Source organism: Leifsonia soli (assembly GCF_013408745.1).
Lineage (GTDB): Bacteria > Actinomycetota > Actinomycetes > Actinomycetales > Microbacteriaceae > Leifsonia > Leifsonia soli.
On record NZ_JACCBJ010000001.1, the window covers coordinates 1,200,663 to 1,220,534 of the forward strand.

The 19,872-nt window shown below is 71.1% G+C and carries 19 protein-coding genes and 1 tRNA gene; 10 read left to right on the top strand and 10 right to left on the bottom strand.

Annotated elements, in window-relative coordinates; translation table 11 throughout:
* Window positions 1–57 precede the first annotated feature (57 nt).
* Entirely contained in the window at window positions 58–2,730 is a 2,673-nt protein-coding gene (gene polA / locus BJ963_RS05845; protein WP_179455246.1) for a DNA polymerase I, read from the bottom strand.
* Between the two features lie 58 nt (window positions 2,731–2,788).
* Between polA and BJ963_RS05850 the strand changes: the two genes are divergently transcribed.
* Window positions 2,789–3,193 carry a hotdog fold thioesterase gene (locus BJ963_RS05850; protein WP_089876069.1) on the top strand — a complete coding sequence of 135 codons (405 nt, stop codon included), beginning with the start codon at window positions 2,789–2,791 and terminating at the stop codon, window positions 3,191–3,193.
* Between the two features lie 68 nt (window positions 3,194–3,261).
* On the opposite strand, the gene BJ963_RS05855 is transcribed toward BJ963_RS05850, so the two are convergent.
* Window positions 3,262–3,867, bottom strand: coding sequence for an ANTAR domain-containing response regulator (locus BJ963_RS05855; RefSeq protein ID WP_089910612.1), 606 nt, complete (start codon window positions 3,865–3,867; stop codon window positions 3,262–3,264).
* Between the two features lie 38 nt (window positions 3,868–3,905).
* Between BJ963_RS05855 and BJ963_RS05860 the strand changes: the two genes are divergently transcribed.
* Window positions 3,906–3,988: transfer RNA gene (locus tag BJ963_RS05860), tRNA-Leu, on the top strand.
* A gap of 5 nt (window positions 3,989–3,993) precedes the next feature.
* On the opposite strand, the gene BJ963_RS05865 is transcribed toward BJ963_RS05860, so the two are convergent.
* Window positions 3,994–4,494, bottom strand: a complete 501-nt coding sequence (locus BJ963_RS05865) for an FBP domain-containing protein (RefSeq protein WP_179455248.1) — start codon at window positions 4,492–4,494, stop codon at window positions 3,994–3,996.
* A gap of 84 nt (window positions 4,495–4,578) precedes the next feature.
* Between BJ963_RS05865 and BJ963_RS05870 the strand changes: the two genes are divergently transcribed.
* A complete protein-coding gene (locus BJ963_RS05870) occupies window positions 4,579–4,902 on the top strand; it encodes a thioredoxin family protein (RefSeq protein WP_089910604.1) in 324 nt (107 codons plus the stop codon).
* A 21-nt stretch (window positions 4,903–4,923) separates the two neighbouring features.
* Here the strand turns inward: BJ963_RS05870 and BJ963_RS05875 are convergent, their stop codons facing one another.
* Window positions 4,924–5,700, bottom strand: coding sequence for an MBL fold metallo-hydrolase (locus tag BJ963_RS05875; protein ID WP_179458044.1), 777 nt, complete (start codon window positions 5,698–5,700; stop codon window positions 4,924–4,926).
* 97 nt (window positions 5,701–5,797) lie between these two features.
* Here BJ963_RS05875 and BJ963_RS05880 point away from each other — a divergent pair, with 97 nt between their 5' ends.
* A complete protein-coding gene (locus BJ963_RS05880; protein WP_089910597.1) occupies window positions 5,798–6,829 on the top strand; it encodes an LLM class flavin-dependent oxidoreductase in 1,032 nt (343 codons plus the stop codon).
* 154 nt (window positions 6,830–6,983) lie between these two features.
* Complete coding sequence (locus BJ963_RS05885) at window positions 6,984–7,922, top strand: hypothetical protein (protein WP_179455250.1); 939 nt, start codon at window positions 6,984–6,986, stop codon at window positions 7,920–7,922.
* Between the two features lie 105 nt (window positions 7,923–8,027).
* Here BJ963_RS05885 and BJ963_RS05890 read toward each other — a convergent pair whose 3' ends face one another.
* Complete coding sequence (locus BJ963_RS05890; protein ID WP_089910590.1) at window positions 8,028–8,495, bottom strand: VOC family protein; 468 nt, start codon at window positions 8,493–8,495, stop codon at window positions 8,028–8,030.
* Between the two features lie 109 nt (window positions 8,496–8,604).
* Here BJ963_RS05890 and BJ963_RS05895 point away from each other — a divergent pair, with 109 nt between their 5' ends.
* The gene (locus BJ963_RS05895) at window positions 8,605–9,393 is read left to right on the top strand and encodes a GDSL-type esterase/lipase family protein (protein ID WP_179455252.1); all 789 of its coding nucleotides are present in this window, start codon (window positions 8,605–8,607) and stop codon (window positions 9,391–9,393) included.
* A 100-nt stretch (window positions 9,394–9,493) separates the two neighbouring features.
* Here the strand turns inward: BJ963_RS05895 and BJ963_RS05900 are convergent, their stop codons facing one another.
* Entirely contained in the window at window positions 9,494–11,926 is a 2,433-nt protein-coding gene (locus BJ963_RS05900) for a phosphoketolase family protein (protein ID WP_179455254.1), read from the bottom strand.
* A 139-nt stretch (window positions 11,927–12,065) separates the two neighbouring features.
* Between BJ963_RS05900 and BJ963_RS05905 the strand changes: the two genes are divergently transcribed.
* The 4 genes from BJ963_RS05905 to BJ963_RS05920 all read left to right on the top strand — a co-directional run bounded on the left by BJ963_RS05905 (window position 12,066) and on the right by BJ963_RS05920 (window position 15,023).
* On the top strand, window positions 12,066–12,950 hold the full coding sequence (locus tag BJ963_RS05905) for a L,D-transpeptidase family protein (RefSeq protein ID WP_231947122.1): 885 nt from the start codon (window positions 12,066–12,068) through the stop codon (window positions 12,948–12,950).
* A 25-nt stretch (window positions 12,951–12,975) separates the two neighbouring features.
* Entirely contained in the window at window positions 12,976–13,425 is a 450-nt protein-coding gene (locus BJ963_RS05910; RefSeq protein ID WP_179455256.1) for a hypothetical protein, read from the top strand.
* Between the two features lie 82 nt (window positions 13,426–13,507).
* Entirely contained in the window at window positions 13,508–14,077 is a 570-nt protein-coding gene (locus BJ963_RS05915) for a GNAT family N-acetyltransferase (RefSeq protein WP_179455258.1), read from the top strand.
* A gap of 58 nt (window positions 14,078–14,135) precedes the next feature.
* A complete protein-coding gene (locus tag BJ963_RS05920; protein WP_179455260.1) occupies window positions 14,136–15,023 on the top strand; it encodes an EamA family transporter in 888 nt (295 codons plus the stop codon).
* A 13-nt stretch (window positions 15,024–15,036) separates the two neighbouring features.
* Here BJ963_RS05920 and BJ963_RS05925 read toward each other — a convergent pair whose 3' ends face one another.
* From BJ963_RS05925 to pyk, 4 genes are all read right to left on the bottom strand, one after another.
* Complete coding sequence (locus BJ963_RS05925; protein ID WP_281363846.1) at window positions 15,037–15,954, bottom strand: ABC transporter permease; 918 nt, start codon at window positions 15,952–15,954, stop codon at window positions 15,037–15,039.
* The gene (locus tag BJ963_RS05930; RefSeq protein WP_179455262.1) at window positions 15,941–16,876 is read right to left on the bottom strand and encodes an ATP-binding cassette domain-containing protein; all 936 of its coding nucleotides are present in this window, start codon (window positions 16,874–16,876) and stop codon (window positions 15,941–15,943) included. Before BJ963_RS05930 ends, BJ963_RS05925 begins: the two co-directional genes overlap by 14 nt.
* Entirely contained in the window at window positions 16,873–17,922 is a 1,050-nt protein-coding gene (locus tag BJ963_RS05935) for a LolA family protein (protein ID WP_179458046.1), read from the bottom strand. Before BJ963_RS05935 ends, BJ963_RS05930 begins: the two co-directional genes overlap by 4 nt.
* A gap of 462 nt (window positions 17,923–18,384) precedes the next feature.
* Window positions 18,385–19,800, bottom strand: coding sequence for a pyruvate kinase (pyk, locus tag BJ963_RS05940; RefSeq protein ID WP_089910569.1), 1,416 nt, complete (start codon window positions 19,798–19,800; stop codon window positions 18,385–18,387).
* Between the last annotated feature and the right edge of the window lie 72 nt (window positions 19,801–19,872).

Below are 19,872 nucleotides of genomic sequence, written 5' to 3' on the forward strand. Positions count from 1 at the left end.
GAGTCGTGAGTGGATGCGCGAATTCGGGACGAGTTGCGACATGATGTCGCAACTCGGTCAGTGCGCGGCGGCGTCCCAGTTGGAGCCGCGGCCGACCTGCACGTCGAGCGGCACGCGGAGGTCGGCGGCGCCGGCCATGCGGGCGCGCACGATCGCCTCCAGGGCGTCCCACTCCCCCGGAGCCACCTCGAAGATGAGCTCGTCGTGCACCTGCAGCAGCATGTGAGACTCGAGGCTCTGGTCGATCATGTCGCCGGCGATCCCGAGCATGGCGACTTTCATGATGTCGGCCGCCGAGCCCTGGATGGGCGCGTTCAGCGCCTGCCGCTCCGCGTTCTCCCGGAGCACCCGATTGGTCGACGTCAGGTCGGCGAACGGTCGACGGCGGCCGAAGATGGTCTCGGTGAAACCGTCGACACGCGCCTGCTCCACGACGTTGCGCAGGTAGTCGCGCACCGCACCGAACCGCTCGAAGTAGTCGGTCATCAGCTGGCGCGCCTCGGAGGTCTCGATGCGCAGCTGCTTCGAGAGGCCGAACGCGCTCAGGCCGTAGGCGAGGCCGTACGACATCGCCTTCACCTTGGTGCGCATGGCGGACGTGACCTCGGACGGGTCGACGCCGAACACGCGGGCGCCGACGAACCGGTGCAGGTCCTCCCCCGCGTTGAACGCCTCGATCAGGCCGGGGTCTTCCGACAGGTGCGCCATGATCCGCATCTCGATCTGCGAGTAGTCGGCCGTGAGCAGCGTCTCGAAGCCATCGCCGTGCCGGAACGCCGAGCGGATCTCGCGCCCCTCCTCCGTGCGGATCGGGATGTTCTGCAGGTTCGGATCGTTCGACGAGATGCGGCCGGTGCTCGTGCCGGTCTGGTCGTACGTCGTGTGGATGCGGCCGTCGCCCTCGACGGAGCGCTCCAGCGTCTCCACGATCTGCTTCAGCTTGGTGGCGTCGCGGTGCTGCAGCAGCAGGCCGAGGAAGGGATGCGGGTTCTTCTCCTGCAGGTCGGCGAGCGATCCGGCGTCGGTCGAATAGCCGGTCTTCGTCGCGCGCGTCTTCGGCATCCCGAGCTCCTCGAACAGCACCTGCTGGAGCTGCTTCGGCGAGCCGAGATTGATCTCGTGGCCGATCTGCGCGTACGCCTGCGCGGCGTAGTCGTTGGCCTTGTCGGTGAGCTCTCCGCGGAGCCGGGCGAGCACCTCGGAGTCCATGGCGACGCCGGTGAGCTCCATCTCGGCGAGCACGGCGACGAGCGGCAGCTCGATGTCGTCGAGCACCGCGCGCGTGCCATCGTCGAGGGCGATCATCTGCCCCTCGGCGACCCGGCGGATGTACCACGCCTCGGTCGCGGGGCTCACGGCGTCGTTGATCGGGACGAGCTGGTTCGGGTCCGAGACCGGGAGCGTCTCGCCGAGGACCTCGTACACCTGCTCGGCCAGCGACTGCGGGGCGGCACCGGGCTTCACGAGCCAGGAGGCGATGCGCGTGTCGAACGCCAGCCCGTCGACCACGAAACCGGCCCGGCTGAGCGCCTTGAACTGCGGCTTCGCGTGGAAGAAGTACTTGGGCGCGCTACTCGCGAGCCACTGCTCGAGCGCTTCGTAGTCCTTCCGGCCGGCGACCCACGGCACGTACACCGTGTCGTCGGCGGCGGCCAGACCGAAGCCCGTGATGCCCGCAGGCCCGAGCTCCAGCTGGACGGCGACCGCCGCGCCGTCGGCGGACGCGCGGGACAGCCAGTTCGCGAGCTCCTCGTCGACCATCGTGCGGACGGCCGGAGCGCTCACGGCGCCGGCGTCGCCGACCTCGACAGCGGACGCGGCGCCGTCGAGCATGCCCTCTTCGGCCGCGGTCTTCATCAGGCGGTCGAGCAGGGTCTTGAACTGGAGCCGCGCGAAGATGTCGCGCACCGCGTTCTCGTTCAGCGGCTTGCGCTCCAGGTCGTCGAGCGCGACGGGGAGCTCCACGTCGTCGAGCAGCTGGTTGAGCCGGCGGTTGCGGAGTGCGTTCTCCTTCTGGTCGCGGAGGTTCTGCCCGACCACGCCCGTGATCTCGTCGGCGTGCTCGACGATGTTCGCGACCGTTCCGTACTTCTGCACCCACTTGACGGCGGTCTTCTCGCCGACCTTGTCGATGCCGATCAGGTTGTCGCTCGTCTCGCCGACCAGGGCGGCGATCTCGGGGTACTGGTGCGGTTCGATGCCGTACTTCTCGCGCACGGCCGCCGGGTCGTACACCTTCAGCTCGGAGACTCCGCGCACGTTCGGGTACAGCAGGGTCACGTCGTCGTTGACCAGCTGGATGGTGTCGCGGTCGCCCGAGACGAGGAGGACGCGGTACCCCTCGTCCACCCCGCGGCGGGCGAGCGTCGCGAGGATGTCGTCGGCCTCGTAGTCCTCTTTCGCGATGGTCGTGACGTTCATCGCGTGGAGCGCCTCTTCGAGCAGCGGGACCTGGCCGGCGAACTCTGACGGCGTCTCGCCGCGCGTGCCCTTGTACTCCGGGTACTCGCGCGTGCGGAACGAGTAGCGGGAGATGTCGAACGCGACCGCGATGTGGGTCGGCTTCTGCTGCTGGAGCAGGTTGATGAACATCGCGATGAAGCCGTGGATCGCGTTCGTGTGCTGACCCTCGCGGTTGACGAAGCTGTCCACCGGAAGCGCGTAGAAGGCCCGGAAAGCGAGCGAATGGCCGTCGATCACGAGGAGGGTAGGCTTTTCGGAGTCTGACACCAGGCAAGCCTACAAGGGGCCGGTGACAGTCCAGACGACCCGTCGAGAGAGGCCGAGGATGACCGAAGACGCGCTCGCGTACGTGCAGCAGAGAGGGCTCGGCCGGCTGGCCGAGAAGATGGGCATCGAGATCATCGAGTTCAGCGTTGAGCGCTCCGTCGCGCGCATGCCCGTCGAGGGGAATACCCAGCCTGCTGACCTCCTGCACGGCGGCGCGTACGTCGTCCTCGGCGAGTCTCTCGGCTCGATGTCGGCCAACCTCTACGCCGGCGAAGGGCGCCTGGCGGTCGGCATCGAGATCAACGCATCGCACACCCGGTCGGCCACGAGCGGCTACGTCACCGGCGTGTGCACGCCCATCCACCTGGGCCGGACGCTGACGACGCACGAGATCGCGGTCACCGATGATCAGGGGCGCCGCTGCTCCACGATCCGCATCACGAACCTGATCAAAGACCTGTGACAGGATTCGTCACGAATGGTCGCCATTCGTGACGAATGGCGACCATTCGTGACGAATCGCGGCGCGCCTTACTTCTTGGGCGCGAGCTGCTCGATGATCGCCTGGGCGACGTCGTGCATGGTGAGGCGGCGGTCCATCGACGCCTTCTGGATCCAGCGGAACGCCTCCGGCTCGCTGAGGCCCATCTTCTCGTTGAGCAGGCCCTTGGCGCGGTCGACGAGCTTGCGGGTCTCGAAGCGCTGCACCATGTCGGATACCTCGGCCTCCAGCGCGATGATCTGCTGGTAGCGGGCGAGAGCGATCTCGATGGCGGGCAGGAGGTCGTTCGGCGTGAACGGCTTCACAACGTAGGCGAGCGCTCCGGCCTCGGTCGCCCGCTCGACGAGCTCCTTCTGGCTGAACGCGGTCAGCAGCACGACGGGCGCGATGTGGTCCTTCGACAGGCGCTCCGCGGCGGAGATGCCGTCGAGCTGCGGCATCTTGACGTCCATGATGACCAGATCGGGCCGCAGCTCGGTCGCGAGCGCGACCGCCGTCTCGCCGTCACCGGCCTCTCCGACGACCTCGAAACCGTTGTCGCGCAGGATCTCGACGATGTCGAGGCGGATGAGCGATTCGTCCTCCGCCACGACGACGCGACGGGGTGCGGTGGGGGTGGATTCCTGGTCAGTCACGTCCGAAAGCCTACGGTATTCTTCAGGGGTTGTTGTGCGCCGCTGTGGCGGAATGGCAGACGCGGAGCACTCAAAATGCTTTGTCCGGAAGGGCGTGTGGGTTCGAGTCCCACCAGCGGCACGACTTCAGATGCGGGCGCCGACCACGGTCGCGGCGAACCGCCTGGCACGGTCGGCGAGGCCGGAGACGCGGTCCTCGGCCACCCGGTCGGCGTCGAACCCGACATACGACGGAGGCGGCGTGCGCCGAACGTTGGCGCTGCACTCGAACGCACCGCAGACCAGCGTGCCGACCGTGTCGCCGTTGCGGCCGGGCTGACCGGCGCGGCGCGCCGACCAGAACCAGACGTCGTTGGTGAGGTGCACATCCTGGCACCAGCCGCACATCGACGGCGCATGCGACCGCATGGAGGCCTCTGACGCGCGCAGCACGATGCCGACGGGGCCGTCCGCCGTCGGGATGACGACGTAGCCGCGCTGCGGGAGCCGCGGGTCGCGCCAGCCGAGGTACTCGCGTCTGGCCCAGTCCACCTCGTGCAACCCGGGCGGGAGCGGAAGCTCTTCCGCTTCGCTGCGGGAGCAGTTGACGAACGACTCGCGGATCTGCTGCGGGCTCAGGATCTCCATGCGCACCTCCTCCTCCCATGCTCGCACAGGATCGGCGCGTCTCCGCTTGACCCTGCCCCCGTGGTCAGGGCTTAGCGTGCTCGCATGACCACGATCGAGAGCGTCACCGACGCCACTTTCCCGGAGGCCGTGCTCGCCGCGCCCGGCACCACCGTCGTCGAGTTCTGGGCGGAATGGTGCGGCCCGTGCCGTGCGCTCGGCCCTATCCTGCAGCAGCTGCAGGACGAGCACGCCGACCGCATCCGCATCGTCAAGATCAACGCGGACGAGAACATGGAGAGCACGGTCGCCTACAAGGCGCTGGCCCTCCCGGTGATGAAGGTGTTCCGCGACGGCGAGGTGGTGAAGACCATCATCGGGGCGAAGCCGAAGCCCGCGATGGAGCTGGAGCTCGCGCCGTTCCTCTGAGCGGCGTGCTCCGGCCGCCTGTCAGGTGAGGTGGTCGAACGCCCCGCTGACCCACCCGATGTAGCGGTCGGCCGAGCGCAGCACCGCGTCGCGCGCCTCCCGCGGGATGACGTTGCCCAGGTTGCCGTACATCCGGTCGAAGGGGCGGTCGCAGACCGTGTCGGCGATCCGCCGGACGACGGCGGCGGAGAGCGGGATGTCGTTGGGGAAGCTGCGCTGGAACGTCCCCCACCGCTGCGACGGCCCGGGGAAGACCGTGTCCCCGCTGAGCACGACGCCGCGGTCCCAGTGCACGACAGCGCTCCCGGGGAAGTGCCCTCCGACCGTGCGCAGCAGGACGCCGGGGAGCACCTCCTCCTCTCCCGTCCACGACTGGATGGCCGGGTCGTCGCGCTGCACCCAGTGGCGGTCGGCCGCGTTGACGAGCACCGGCGGGTCGCCGAGCATCCGCGACCAGGTCACCTGCGCGCCGAACATGTGCGGGTGGCTGGTCGCGATGACGGCGACCCCGCCGAGGTCCTGCACCGCAGCGGCCGCGGCTTCGTCGACGTACCCGGGCGGGTCCCAGAGCAGGTTGCCGTCCGGGGTGCGCAGCAGAAGGCCCTGCTGGCCGATGCCCACCTTCGGCTCGCTGCGCAGCCCGTACAGGTCGGGCTCGAGCTCGGCGACCACGATGTGCTCGCCCTCGCGCTGCAACCGCTGCAGCGTCGTCCACTCCTGACCGGTCGGCGGCACGTACTGCCGTTCGTCCTCGCAGATCGGGCAGCGCTCGGGAGGCTCCTCCCCCGACGCCGTCATCCGGGGCACCGTCTCCACGGCACAGGTCGCACACAGCCACTCCGCCACACCCGGGACTCTAACCCGACGGAATAGGCTGCGACCAGGACCGATTGGAGTGGATGTGAAACGCATCGGGTTCCTCAGCTTCGGGCACTACCAGCCCATCCCCGGCTCCGTGTCGCGTACTGCCGCGGACGCCCTCCACCAGGCGATCGACCTCGCCGTCGCCGCGGAGGAGCTCGGAGCCGACGGCGCGTTCTTCCGCGTGCACCACTTCGCGCCGCAGCTGGCGTCGCCGTTCCCGCTGCTCGCGGCCATCGGCGCGCGCACCTCGCGCATCGAGATCGGCACGGCCGTCATCGACATGCGCTACGAGAACCCGCTCTACATGGCAGAGGATGCGGCGGCGGCCGACCTGATCTCCGACGGCAGGCTGCAGCTCGGCGTCAGCCGCGGCTCACCCGAGACGGCGCTGCGCGGCTCCGAGTCGTTCGGCTACGTGCCCGCAGACGGCGAGACGGATGCGGACATGGCCCGGCGGCACACCGAGCTGTTCCGCGCGGCGATCGCCGGTGCGGGCGTCGCGGAGGCGAACCCGGCGATGACCGGCGGGCAGCGCGGCGCGCTGGCCATCGAGCCGCAGTCCCCCGGACTCGCCGACCGGATCTGGTGGGGCGCGGGCACCCGCGCGACGGCCGTGTGGGCGGCGGAGCAGGGCATGAACCTGATGAGCTCGACGCTGCTGACGGAGGACACGGGCGTTCCGTTCTCCGACCTCCAGGCGGAGCAGCTGCAGCAGTACCGCGACGCCTGGGCGGCGGCCGGCTGGGAGCGCGAGCCCCGGGTGTCGGTCAGCCGCAGTATCCTGCCGATCACGACCGACCTCGACCGCCGCTACTTCGGAGCCTCCGCCCTCGCGGAGCGGCACGACCAGGTCGGCCACCTCGACGGCGGGCTGGCGCGCTTCGGCAAGAGCTACGTGGGCGAGCCGGAGCGGATCGTGGAGGAGCTGCGCGAGGATGCCGCGGTCGCGGACGCGGACACCCTGCTGGTGACCGTCCCCAACCAGCTGGGCGTCGAATACAACGCCCACCTGCTGGAGACGATCGTCACCCAGATCGCTCCTGCGCTGGGCTGGCGCGACTGAGAGGCGGCACGGCGCCGGCACGCGCAACGCGACACACCACGCGGATCGTGTACCCCGAATGCGGCATAGACGTATTCCGGGATACTGCGATGATGGTCGTACCGCACACCCGAATCTGCGGTGACCGTTCCGTTCCGCGATCTAAGGGTGTGCCATGCGAGCTCCGACTCTCCGCTCAGCGATCACCTCTGCCGCGCTCGCACTCGTGGTGGGCGGCTCCCTCGTCGCCGCAGCCCCGGCGACCGCGGTGACGCAGCGCGTCGACGCGACATCGCCGACCTCGGCGATCAGCGGGATGTGGGCGTGGGGCAACCCGATCGACCCGGCAGAAGACGCGCGCGGCGAGGGGCTCCCGCAGTTCGAGCCGCAGGCGCTCGCCGAGTTCGCTGCCGCACACCACCTGCGCACCGTCTTCCTGTCCGTGCCGTGGGCGGCGGACGAGGGCCCCTTCGGCGTGTGGCTGACGGATGCCGTCGACGCCCTGCACGCCGCCGGCGTGGCCAAGGTGGCGGCCCTCGGCGGCGACCCCGCGTGGGCGAGCGATCCGTCGCTCGCGGCGACGTGGACCTCCGCGGCCCTGCGCGCGGCTCCCTTCGACGCGGTGCAGTTCGATGTCGAGCCGTGGGTGGTCTCGTCCGACGCTGAGCTCCCCGCCGTGGTCGCTCAGCTTCAGGCCATGTACGACGCGGCCCGCACGGCCGCGGGGTCCGTTCCGATCGGCGCCGACCTGCCCTGGTGGCTCGCGGCCAAGCCGCAGCCGGGAGGCGGTACGGCGTTCGACGCGCTGCTCCCTCACCTGAAGTCGGTCGCGATCGTGGCGTTCAGCGACCACGCGGCCGGGACCGACGGGATCGTGGCGCTCGCGAAGCCCGCGGCGACCGCGGCAGCCGCCAAGCGCATCCCGTTCAGCATCGGCGTCGAGACGGACACCCCCGAGGTCGCCGGCGGACCGGCCGCGACCTTCGGGGACGACAGCGCGGCCCTGCTCGAGGCCGAGACGGCGAAGGTGCGAACGGCCCTCGGCGGCCTGCGCGGCTACGGCGGCGTCACGGTCGAGCACCTCCTCAGCTGGCAGACCCTGCTCGCCCCCTGACCTGACCCTCACCCCCGCCCACACCAGGAGCGAGGTGCTCGCAGGTGCGGCGGACACGCCGTGCGTGAGGGCAGGTGCGAGCACCTCACGGGATGCGAGCGTGCGTCAGCGGCCGTCGGCGGCGGCCTCCAGCGCGGCGATGTCGAGCTTCCGCATCCCGAGCATCGCCTGATTCGCCCGGGCCGCGCGCGCCGGGTCCGGGTCGGACTGCAGTTCGAGCAGCCGCTTCGGCACGATCTGCCAGCTGACGCCCCAGGGGTCCTTCAGCCAGCCGCACATGCTCTCCTCGCCGCCGTCCGCGGTGAGCGCCTCCCACAATCGGTCGACCTCGGCCTGGTCGTCGCACAGCACCGAGAGCGAGAACGCCTCGGTGAAGCCTCCGGCGGGCCCGGTGTTCATGGCCTGGTACTCGACGCCGGCGAGGGTGAAGCGCAGCACAACGAGGCCGTCCGGCATGCCCTCCCCGAAGCGCTGGACCTCCAGGATCTCGGAGCCGGGGATCAACGACGTGTACAGCCGGGCCGCCTCCTCCACCCCCTTCTCGAACCACAGGAACGAACTGACCTTCTGCATGGGTCCCCCTCCATCGCCTCGTCCGCGGGCCGCATCGTCCGCGGGCCGCGCCCTCCGTCGGACGCGGTCGATGCGGCCCATGGTAGCCGCGCGGAGTAGCGTTGCACCCGTGTCCAGCACCGCATTCGCCAGCTACATCGCCATCGGAGACAGCTTCACGGAGGGCGTCGGCGACGAGCTGCCCGACGGCCGCGTCCGGGGCTGGGCGGACTTCGTGGCTCTCGGGATGGCCGCTGCCGCCGACGGGCCGTTCCGGTACGCGAACCTCGCGGTGCGCGGCCGCAAGCTCGGGCCGATCGTCGCCGAGCAGGTCGATCCGGCGATCGCGCAGCATCCCGACCTCGTCAGCCTCAACGGCGGCGGCAACGACATCATGCGACCCCGCGTCTCGATCGACGCCGTCGCGCAGACACTGATGGATGCTGCGGACCGCGTCGTGGCGTCCGGCAGCCACATGCTGCTGCTGAGCGGCGCGAACCCGAGCGCGCACCTGCCCCTCGGCGGTCTCATCCGTCGCCGCGGCGAGGAGCTCGCGGCGGCCGTCCGGGCGATGCTCCCCCGCGAGGGCATCACCTTCGTCGACAACTGGGCCGATGAAGGCCTGGAGGACATCCGCTACTGGTCGGAGGACCGTCTGCACCTCGGCCCGCTCGGGCACGCGCGGGTGGCGAGCAACGTGCTGACGGCGTTCGGCATCCCGGTGCCGGTCGAGTGGGGCGTCGAGGAGGTCGCCGCCGCGCCGCCGGGCGCGCGCACCCGCCGCACCGCCGAGTACTACCGCCGTCACGTGCTGCCGTGGATCGGCCGCCGGCTCACCGGGCGCTCCTCCGGAGACGGCCGCGCCGCGAAGATCGCCGAGCTGACCGTGGTCGACCCGGAGACCCTCCGCCCGCTCTGACCTCCGCGCCGCCTACGGCCACGTCGAGTGGACACGACACGCCGTCCGGCGCCGGGCGCGGACGGCGTGTCGTGTCAACCGAGTGCACGGGAGACCCGGGTCAGTCGTTGTCGCCGCCGGTCGTGTCGAACCGGGTCGTGCGGTCGCCGCCGGCCCAGGTCCACTCCGCCACCTCGGGGATGTCCTCCCCGTGCTCGCGCGTGTACTGGCGCGCCCGCAGGCGGGCGTCCTGCATCTCCTGACGCAGCTCGGCCTCGCGGGCGGCCAGTCCGGGGACGCGGTCGATCACGTCGATCACCAGGTGGTAGCGGTCGAGGTCGTTGAGCATCACCATGTCGAACGGTGTCGTCGTCGTGCCCTCCTCCTTGTAGCCGCGCACGTGCAGGTTGGCGTGCCCGTTGCGGCGGTAGGTGAGCCGGTGGATGAGCCACGGGTAGCCGTGGTACGCGAAGATGACGGGCTTGTCCGCGGTGAACAGCGCGTCGTACTCGCGGTCGTTCAGCCCGTGCGGATGCTCCCCCTCGCTCTGCAGCCGCATCAGGTCGACGACGTTCACCACGCGCACCTTCAGGTCGGGCAGCCGGCGGCGCAGGATGTCGGCCGCGGCGAGGGTCTCGAGCGTCGGGATGTCACCGGCGCAGCCGAGCACCACATCCGGCTCCTCCCCCTCCACCTCGGTCCCGGCCCACGGGAAGATGCCGATGCCGCGCGTGCAGTGCGCGATGGCCTCCTCCATGGTCAGCCAGTTCGGAGCGGGCTGCTTGCCGGCGACGACCACGTTCACATAGTCGACCGACCGCAGGCAGTGGTCGTAGGTCGACAGCAGCGTGTTGGCGTCGAACGGCAGGTAGACGCGCACAACGTCGGCCTTCTTGTTGACCACGTGATCGATGAAGCCCGGGTCCTGGTGCGACGCGCCGTTGTGGTCCTGCCGCCAGACATGCGAGCTGAGCAGGTAGTTGAGGGAGGCGACCGGTCGGCGCCAGGAGACCTCGCCGGCCGACTTCAGCCACTTGGCGTGCTGGTTGAACATCGAGTCGACGATGTGGATGAACGCCTCGTACGACGTGAACACGCCGTGGCGGCCGGTCAGCAGGTAACCCTCCAGCCAGCCCTGGCACTGGTGCTCGCTGAGCACCTCCATCGCGCGGCCTGTCGGCGCGAGGTGATTGTCCGCGTCGATCGGCAGGTAGCCGGCGTTCCACTGCTTGCTGGTCGTCTCGAACACGGCCTGGAGCCGGTTGGATGCGATCTCGTCCGGGCCGAACAGCCGGAAGTCGTGCGGGTTGGCGATCATCACATCCCGCAGCCACTCGCCCAGGACGCGGGTCGCCTCCGCGACGGTCTCGCCGGGCGCGGGCACGTCGACGGCGTAGTCGCGGAAGTCGGGCAGCCGCAGGTCGCGCCGCAGCAGGCCGCCGTTCGACACCGGGTTGGCGCTCATCCGCCGTTCGCCCTCGGGGGCGAGGCCGGTGATCAGCTCGATCGGGCGTCCCTGCTCGTCGAACAGCTCCTCCGGGCGGTACGACGCGAGCCAGCTCTCCAGCAGCCGCGTGTGCGCCTCGGTGTCGCGGGCGTTCGCGAGCGGGACCTGGTGCGAGCGCCAGTTGTTCTCGGCGGGGTGCCCGTCGATCTCGGCGGGGCAGGTCCATCCCTTCGGGGTGCGGAGGATGAGCATCGGCCACGCGGGACGGCCGTCCAGCTCTCCGGCCGCCGCTGCCGCCTTGATCTCCGCGATCCGGTCGAGGATCTCGTCCAGCGTCGCAGCCATCCGCTCATGCACCGCGCGGGGGTCCTCGATGTCGAACGCGCCGGAGACGATGTAGGGCGTGTATCCGTAGCCGCGCATCAGATCGAGCAGCTCGGACTCGGGGATGCGCGCGAGCACGGTCGGGTTGGCGATCTTGTATCCGTTGAGGTGCAGGATCGGCAGGACGACGCCGTCCTGCTCCGGGTTCAGGAACTTGTTGGAGTGCCAGGCGGTCGCGAGCGGTCCGGTCTCGGCCTCGCCGTCGCCGACGACAGCCGCCACCAGAAGGTCCGGGTTGTCGAACGCGGCGCCGTACGCGTGCGAGAGGGCGTAGCCGAGCTCGCCACCCTCGTGAATCGAGCCGGGCGTCTGGGGAGCCGCATGGCTCGGGATGCCGCCGGGGAAGGAGAACTGGCGGAACAGGCGGCGCAGGCCGTCCTCGCTCCGGTCGATCGCGCTGTACAGCTCGCTGTACGTCCCGTCGAGGTAGGCGCCGGCGACGACGCCCGGCCCGCCGTGGCCGGGGCCGGCGACGAAGAGGGTGTTCAGGTCGCGCTCGCGGATGACGCGGTTCAGGTGCGCGTAGATGAAGTTGAGCCCCGGAGTCGTCCCCCAGTGGCCGAGCAGCCGCGGCTTGATGTCGTCGCGCGAGAGCGGCCGCCGCAGCAACGGGTTGTCGAGCAGGTAGATCTGCCCGACGGACAGATAGTTCGCCGCGCGCCACCAGGCGTCGATGCGGTCGAGGGTGTGTTCGTCCAGGGTGCGCTCCGCGGCCGTCGTCATATCGCGATCCTACGGGGGACCCCGGGGGTGCGACAGGTCCGACAGCTGCCTTTCGGACCGCCGCGGCGCCTGACACAGTCGGCAGCACGGCGGGTCTGACAGGGTCCCCGGGCGGTGACGGGAAGAGGGCGGAGGAGCCATGAGCAGCACAGCGCAGCGCGCAGCGGCTCTCGGACTGCTCGTCCTCCTCGCCGCCGCTGTCGCCGTGGCGGGGAGCGTGGCATTCGGGCCGCCACGCCTCCCCGCCATCGGATCCGGCGCGATGTCGCAGCGGAGCTCGCCGCTCGCCGGGCCCGGTGGCGACGCATCCCCCGTCGGCCCGGCGACTCTCGCAACCCTGCCCGCCGCCACCTTCGATGCGGTGATCCCCCGGCTGTTCGCGTACGACGGGACGGCGGACACGATCACCACGCGCTACAGCATCGAGACGGACATCGCCCTGTACGGGCGCGACCGTCGCACGCCGGTCGCCCGGCTGCTGGCGGCCGACTTCCTCGGTGCAGCGACCACGGTCGTCGGCGCCGCTCCGGAGGGCGACTGGACGCTGATCCTCACGCCGGCGCGGGTGACCCTTCCGTCGCAGTCCGGAGGAACGGCGCCGGCGCAGAGCGCCGCCTGGGTCCGGACGGCGGACGTGCACGGCCCGAAGCAGCTCGCCGACCGCGTCCTGATCTCGGTGGGCCGGCAGTCGCTCACCATCCTGCAGGACGGCACGGCGCGACAGACCTTTCCCGTCGGCGTCGGCACCCCGGGCACGCCGACGCCGACGAACACGACCGGATACCTCCAGCAGCGCTACCTCGACCCGCGCCAGGGCGAGACCGTCCACCCGATCCAGCTCACGTCCCTCCACGCCACCGCCGCCGACGAGCCGTACACCGGTGGCGACGGCGGACTGATCGGGATCCACTACGCCGGCGTCAGCACGGGGGCTGTCTCGCACGGCTGCATCCGCGTCGACGCCGACGCCATCGGTGCGGTGGACGAGCTCCCGCTCGGCACCCCCGTGACCATCGTCCCGTGAAGCCGCCGCCGGAAAGGAACCGACCATGAGCCACCCCCGAAACCGCATCGCCGCGCTCGCGGCGGTCGCGATCGCCGTCTGCCTGCTCGCAACCGCCTGCACCGGGACGCCGGCGCCCGGTCCGACGACCGCGCGGCCGACCGCGACCGGCATCGCCGGCCTCCCCACCGGCGTGCAGCAGGCGACGGATGTGCCGACCGATGTCCCCAACACCCCGGAGCTCCGGAAGAACGTGGCGCTCGCCTCCTGCGAGAAGGCGGACGGCGGATGGCGCGCGGGCGGAACGGCCTCCAATCCCACGGACACGGCCGTCGACTACACGATCACGGTCTTCTTCACCACCGACACGGGCACCGTGCTCGGAACGGCGGACACGACCGTCTCCGTCGGTGCGAAGGAGAAGAAGGACTGGACAGCGACCGCAGCGCTCACGCCCGCGCCCAAGACGGTGTGCGTGCTCCGCGGGGTGGGGTGAGCGCACCTCCTCGCCGCGCTACGCCGCACGGCGAGGCGCCGGGGCCCTAGCCCGTTCCACGACGGCGCGCTAGCGTCGAGGTATGAGCGACACTGTGGTCCGGCCGGTCGACGATGCCGTCTGGGGCGACCTGGAGACCGTGTTCAGCACCCCGGGCGACCCGTCGGGATGCTGGTGCCAGTGGTTCAAGGTGCCCCGGGCGCAGAACGACCGGATCTCGGTGGACGAGCGCCGCGAGCTGCTGCACGAGCAGGTGCGGTCCGGTTCGCCGGGAGTCATCGCCTGGATCGACGGACAGCCCGTCGGCTGGGCCGCTGTGGAGCCGTACTCGGCCTACCCGACGCTCGCCCGCTCCCCCATCACCCGCAGGCGCGACGACGACCCCGCCGACCCGTGGGCGGTGACGTGCTTCGTGGTCCGGTCCGAGTTCCGCCGGCAGGGCATCGCCCGTGCGCTGCTGGACGGCGCGGTCGCGCATGCCCGCACGCAGGGCGCCGAGGTCGTCGAGGGGTATCCGGTCGACCCGGAGGTCCGGCCCTCGCTGTCCACGGCGGAGCGCTATCACGGCACCGTCGCGCTGTTCCGCGACGGCGGGTTCGAGGTGGTGCGCCGCCCGAGCGCGACGCGCGCCATCATGCGGCGGACGGTCTGAACCCCTCCGCCGTCCGGCGGCGCGTTCGACGGTGCCGCCGGCCGGTAAGCTCGACCGGGTGAGCTCCACCCGTCGCGACCGCCTCGTCGGCGCGGGCACCCAGGTGGCGACGGAAGTGAGCATCAACTACGGGTCGGCGCTCGCCGGCCTCCTCATCCCGATCGTCGGATCCATCGTCGTCGTCGCCGCACGACAGGTCGTGACGGCCGTGGCGGTCCTGCCGTTCTACCGGCCGCGCCGCGCGGAGCTGACCTGGCGGCGGCTGTGGCCGGCCCTCGCGCTCGGCGTGGTGCTCGCCGCCATGAACCTGAGCTTCTACGAAGCCGTCGGGCGGCTCGGGCTCGGCATCGCCGCCACCATCGAGTTCCTCGGGCCGTTCGCCCTCGCCCTGGCCGGTTCGCGGCGTCTGCTCGATGCGGGATGCGCGGTGGCCGCCGCGGCGGGCGTCCTGCTCCTGACGGCCACCGAGGGGACGGTCGACCCGCTCGGCGTCGCCCTCGCCCTCACCGCTGCCGCCGCCTGGGCCGCCTACATCCTGCTCACCCGTCAGGTCGCGATGCGCCTCCCGGGGCTCGAGGGCCTGAGCGTGGCGAGCGTCGTCTCGACCGTCCTGACCGTGCCGCTCGCCCTCGTCGTCATCGACTACAGCCGGGTGGATGCGCGGGTGCTGCTCCTGCTGCTCGCCCTCGGCGTCCTGTCGTCGGCCGTCCCCTACAGCCTCGACACCTTCATCCTGCGTCGCATCACGCCACGGCTGTACGCCGTCATCACGAGCTTCGGACCGGTGGTCGCGACCGTGTTCGGCGTGATCGTCCTGGGTGAGCGCTTCACGCTCATCCAGCTGATCGGCATCCTGGTGGTCTGCCTCGCAGCGGGGATCACCATCGCCACGCAGCGCGACCATCCCCGGTCCGAGCTGGAGCAGACCGCCGAGTCCGTTCCCTGATGCGTCCGGCGGGTCAGCTCAGGATGTCCTTCGTGGTGAAGCGGCCGACGGCCAGCGCACCGAAGACGACGATGTAGCCGAGCTGCAGCAACGCGTTGTCGCCGAACGAGTCCCACGAGATCGGGTCGCGCAGGAAGTCGCCGAACCCGAGCCAGTAGTGGCTGAACAGCCACGGGTGGAGCCCGTCCAGCTGCGGCAGCTGGTCGAGCACCTGCGAGACGACGGCGAGCACCGCGGTCGCGGCCATCGCGCCCACCGGCACGTCCGTCAGCGTCGAGAGGAACAGCCCGATCGCGCACAGCCCGAGCAGCGACACCACGATGTAGAGGGCGATCAGCAGGAGCCGCAGGTACGCATCGCCCATGCTCACCTGGACGCCGGACAGCAGCGTGACCGGCCCGATCGGGAAGAGCAGCATCCCGATCAGGGTTCCCGCCAGCCCCACGACCAGGGCGGCCGCGATGCAGAACACGGCACAGCCCGCATACTTGACCGCCAGCAGCCGGAGGCGCCCGGCCGGCGCGATCACGAGGTAACGGAGGGTGCCGTGGCTCGCCTCACCGGCGATCGTGTCGCCCGCCACCACCCCGATCGTCAGCGGCAGGAACAGCGGGACGCACACGACGAGGGCGGTGAAGGCGACGAACAGCCCGTTCGACGTGATCTCGCTGAGGAAGGCGGGACCGCGCGAACTGCCGCCGGTGACCCGCACCGCGATCGCGATCAGCAGCGGGATGGCCGCGAGAGCCCCCAGCATCGCCCAGGTGCGCCAGCGCCGGAACATGACCGAGATCTCCGACCCGAGCAGCGCCCAGCCTCCGCTCGCGCGCTCCCTCCGCGCCGCGATGCCCCCGGCCGCGCGGGCGCTCGGCGGAGGGACCGCGTGGTCGATCGGGACCTGCCCGGCGTCCGACAGCTCACTGCTCGACATCGAAGCCCTCCCCGGTGAGCTCCACGAAACGCTCCTCCAGGCTGGACGAGCGCACCGCGAATCCGCGCAGCCGGACGCCGTCGCCGACGAGCGCCGCCGACAGGTCCTCCGCCGCAGGCGCCGGCGAGCCGAGCGAGGCCTCCACGCCGTCCCCGGTGGCGACCGGCTCCAGGCCGAACCGCGCGAGCACCCCGGATGCCAGGGCGGTGTCCGGGGTCTCGATGGCGACCCGGGGGCCGGAAGCGCTGCGGAGCTCGTCGAGCGACCCCTGCGCCGCCAGCCGGCCGGTGCGCATGATCGCCGCGTGGGTGCAGACCTGCTCGATCTCGGCCAGCAGGTGGCTGGACACGAACACGGTCGTCCCCTCATCGGCGAGCGACCGCACCAGGGCGCGGACTTCGCGGGTGCCCTGCGGGTCCAGCCCGTTCGTCGGCTCATCGAGCACCAGGAGATCGCGGTCGGTGAGCAGGGCGCCGGCGATGCCGAGCCGCTGCTTCATCCCGAGCGAATAGGCGCGGACGTGCTTGCCGGCCGCGTGCGAGAGACCGACGCGCTCGAGAGCCGCCTCGACCCGCGCCCGCCGCGTCGCGCCCGGCGCGTACCGGTCGGCGGTGTCGCGCCGCATCAGGTTCGCGGCGCCCGACAGGTACGGAGCGAACGCCGGCCCCTCGACCAGGGCGCCGACGCGCGGCAGCACGCGCGCGCCGCGGTCGGGCATCGGCTCCCCCAGCACGCGGATCGAGCCGGCGGACGGCGACACGAGGCCCAGCAGCATCCGGATCGTCGTGGTCTTCCCCGACCCGTTCGGGCCGAGGAACCCGAACACCGAGCCGCGCGGCACGTCGAGGTCGAGGCCGTCGACGACCGCCCGCGACCGGAAGCGCTTGGTGAGCCCGCTGGTCGCGATCGCCGCGTCGGTCACTGCCCCGTCGCCTGCGCGGCCGCGGTCTGCAAGGTCGAGACCGGCACGGACCCGGCCAGGACGCGGCCGTCCGCGGTGATCAGCACCGACACCAGCGAGGAGCTGAGCGCCCGGCCGCCGTCGACGGGCTGCGTCAGCTGCGCGAAGAGCGGATCGTCGGCAACCCCGGCCGGAGCGGATCCCGCGGGCAGGGAGACGACGGTCGCCCAGCCCTCGCCGGAGACCGCCGGCTTGTGGTGCGCACCCGCGGCGTCCTTCGCCTGCGCGCCGGTCGGCAGCTTCTGCTCGGACACGCTCGCGCCCTTCGGCGGCGTGAATGCGAAGACGCCGGCATCCGGCTTCTGGTCGCTGAACGCGGTGAACCCGGCCTCGAACGCAGGGGCGCCGGCACCGCGGGCGGTGACGGCCACCTTCAGCGGGATGCCGGTCCTGCCGTCGACGGCGATGGAGACGGAGCCGATCAGGGTCGCGTCGGTGCGCGGCGTGAGCACGAGGTCGTAGGCGTCGCGCCCGGCCACCGTGGTGGCGTCGCCGAGGGACACCTTCGTGGACGGATCGACCGCGGCGAGGAAGCGCTGCGCCAGCTGCGACGGGGTCAGCGCGGTGGCGTCGGGCGTCGGCGTCGCCTTTCGGGAGTCGGGGACGGTGGCGTGCGCGACCTTCTCGCCGTTCGACTGGTACAGCCACAGGTCCGTGCCGTTGCGGATCGCATCCCGCTCGGCCAGCTTGTCGAGCACCTGGACGCGCACGTGCGTCGGGCCGTCGACCCACACCTTGGCGGTGTGGTCGGAGAGGGCCAGCTCGAGCAGGTTCGCGGCGTCGCCGTCGTCCATGCCCTTCGAGGTGGTCGCGGGGAGGTCGGGAAGCCCGAGGTCGGAGCTCTGCTCGACCGTGCCGGAGAACGAGCGGGTGTCGCTCGCGGCGACCAGTCGCAGCACATCGGCCGGTGACTTCACGGGGAGGTCGGACGCTCCCGCGGCGAGGGGCGAGACGATGACGGCGGCGGCGATCGCCACGGGGGCGACGACGGCGGGCGCCCAGCGCATCCAACGGTGTTCCATAGTCCGAGGGTACGCGCGAGCCACCCCATCCGACCCTGCGGATTGCATGGGAAAGCCGGAGTTCATCCCCCGGTCGTACCCGGCGTCATCCCGCAGGACGATGCCAGCGGGGACGGGCCTCGCGCCGCCCCTCGGCGACCGAACGGAGGAGCCGCGCGCGACTGCCGCCGCCATCCCCTCCGTCTCCCGTCCGTCGCCGGTGCGGCGAGCCCGATCGCCTCCGTTTCCGTCCGTCCCATCCGTCAGGGAACCGCCACGGCCGCTGCCCCGGACCGGCCGCTGCCGCCGTCGGAATGGGAGGAGAAGGAGCGCCGACGCGCCGGCGGATGCGGTGAACGGAGGTGGATGCGGGTGGACGCGACCGGAACGCCTCCGTCTTTCGCGGCCCCAGGCGCGCGGCCGGGAACGCAGAAGGGCCCCGCCGCAGCGGGACCCTTCCGACCGGTGCTACAGGACGTCGCCGACCCGGTGCACGCGGATGTCGTTGGTGGTTCCGGGGATCCCGGGAGGGGAACCGGAGATGATGATCACCTTGTCGCCGTCCACGGCGCGGCCGGTCGACTTCAGGGCCTCGTCCACCTGCGCGACCATCTGGTCGGTGTGGGTGACACGGCCGACGACGAAGGACTGGACACCCCAGAACAGCGACATGCGGCGGCGCACCGACTCCTCCGGCGTGAAGGCCAGGATGGGGATGCGGCTGCGCAGCCGGGCCATTCTGCGAGCCGACTCGCCCGACTCCGTGAACACGCAGAGGAACTTCGCCTCGACGAAGTCCGCGACCTCGACCGCGGCGAGCGTGATCGCGCCCGACTGCGTGCGGGGACGGGTGCCGAGCGGCAGGATGCGCTCGAGTCCGTGCTCCTCGGTCGACGTGACGATGCGCGCCATGGTCTGAACGGTGACCGTCGGGTACTCGCCGACGCTGGTCTCGCCCGAGAGCATGACCGCGTCCGCGCCGTCGAGGACGGCGTTCGCGACGTCGGAGGTCTCGGCGCGGGTGGGCACCGGGCTCGAGATCATCGACTCCAGCATCTGGGTCGCCACGATGACCGGCTTGGCCGCGCGGCGGGCCAGCTCGACGGCGCGCTTCTGCACGATCGGCACGGCCTCCAGCGGCAGCTCGACGCCCAGGTCGCCGCGGGCGACCATGATGGCGTCGAACGCCTCGATGATCTCCTCCAGCGCATCCACGGCCTGCGGCTTCTCGATCTTGGCGACGACGGGGACCTTGCGGCCCTCCTCCGCCATGATCTCGTGCACGCGCTCGATGTCCTTGGCGTTCCGCACGAACGAGAGGGCGATCAGGTCGGCCCCCAGCTTGAGGCCCCAGCGCAGGTCGGCCTCGTCCTTGTCGGACAGTGCCGGGACGTTCACGGCGACGCCCGGCAGGTTGATGCCCTTGTTGTTGGAGACGGGACCGGCCACGATGACCTCGGTCGTGACGACCGGGCCCTCGACCTCGATGACGCGCACGCGCACCTTGCCGTCGTCGATGAGGAGGAAGTCGCCCGGCTTGACGTCGTTGGGGAGGCCCTTGAACGTCGTCGAGGAGATCTCCTTGGTGCCGATGATGTCCTCGGTGGTGATCTTGAAGATGTCGCCCTCGGCGAGCTCGTACGGCCCGGCCTCGAACTTGCCGAGACGGATCTTGGGGCCCTGGAGGTCGACGAGGACGGCGACCGGCTTCCCGGCGTCGTCGGCGGCCTTGCGCACGTTGGCGTAGACCCCCTCGTGCACCTCGTAGCTGCCGTGGCTCAGGTTCATGCGGGCCACGTCCACACCCGCGTCGATGATCGCGCGGATGTTGTCGTAGCTGGAGGTCGCCGGCCCGAGGGTCGCGACGATTTTGGCCCTTCTCATGCTTTTCTGTTCGCTCCGTGATTCTGCGCCGACGGCGCGTGATTTCTTGGTGGCGCCCGGTCGTGCGGGCAT

Excerpts from the sequence above, each read along its gene's own strand:
- BJ963_RS05850 (WP_089876069.1), top strand. The coding sequence starts at position 2,789 with ATGACCGAAGACGCGCTCGCGTACGTGCAGCAGAGAGGGCTCGGCCGG.
- BJ963_RS05865 (WP_179455248.1), bottom strand. The coding sequence starts at position 4,494 with ATGGAGATCCTGAGCCCGCAGCAGATCCGCGAGTCGTTCGTCAACTGC.
- BJ963_RS05870 (WP_089910604.1), top strand. The coding sequence starts at position 4,579 with ATGACCACGATCGAGAGCGTCACCGACGCCACTTTCCCGGAGGCCGTG.
- BJ963_RS05875 (WP_179458044.1), bottom strand. The coding sequence starts at position 5,700 with ATGACGGCGTCGGGGGAGGAGCCTCCCGAGCGCTGCCCGATCTGCGAG.
- BJ963_RS05885 (WP_179455250.1), top strand. The coding sequence starts at position 6,984 with ATGCGAGCTCCGACTCTCCGCTCAGCGATCACCTCTGCCGCGCTCGCA.
- BJ963_RS05890 (WP_089910590.1), bottom strand. The coding sequence starts at position 8,495 with ATGCAGAAGGTCAGTTCGTTCCTGTGGTTCGAGAAGGGGGTGGAGGAG.
- BJ963_RS05900 (WP_179455254.1), bottom strand. The coding sequence starts at position 11,926 with ATGACGACGGCCGCGGAGCGCACCCTGGACGAACACACCCTCGACCGC.
- BJ963_RS05905 (WP_231947122.1), top strand. The coding sequence starts at position 12,066 with ATGAGCAGCACAGCGCAGCGCGCAGCGGCTCTCGGACTGCTCGTCCTC.
- BJ963_RS05910 (WP_179455256.1), top strand. The coding sequence starts at position 12,976 with ATGAGCCACCCCCGAAACCGCATCGCCGCGCTCGCGGCGGTCGCGATC.
- BJ963_RS05915 (WP_179455258.1), top strand. The coding sequence starts at position 13,508 with ATGAGCGACACTGTGGTCCGGCCGGTCGACGATGCCGTCTGGGGCGAC.
- BJ963_RS05925 (WP_281363846.1), bottom strand. The coding sequence starts at position 15,954 with ATGTCGAGCAGTGAGCTGTCGGACGCCGGGCAGGTCCCGATCGACCAC.
- BJ963_RS05935 (WP_179458046.1), bottom strand. The coding sequence starts at position 17,922 with ATGCGCTGGGCGCCCGCCGTCGTCGCCCCCGTGGCGATCGCCGCCGCC.
- pyk (WP_089910569.1), bottom strand. The coding sequence starts at position 19,800 with ATGAGAAGGGCCAAAATCGTCGCGACCCTCGGGCCGGCGACCTCCAGC.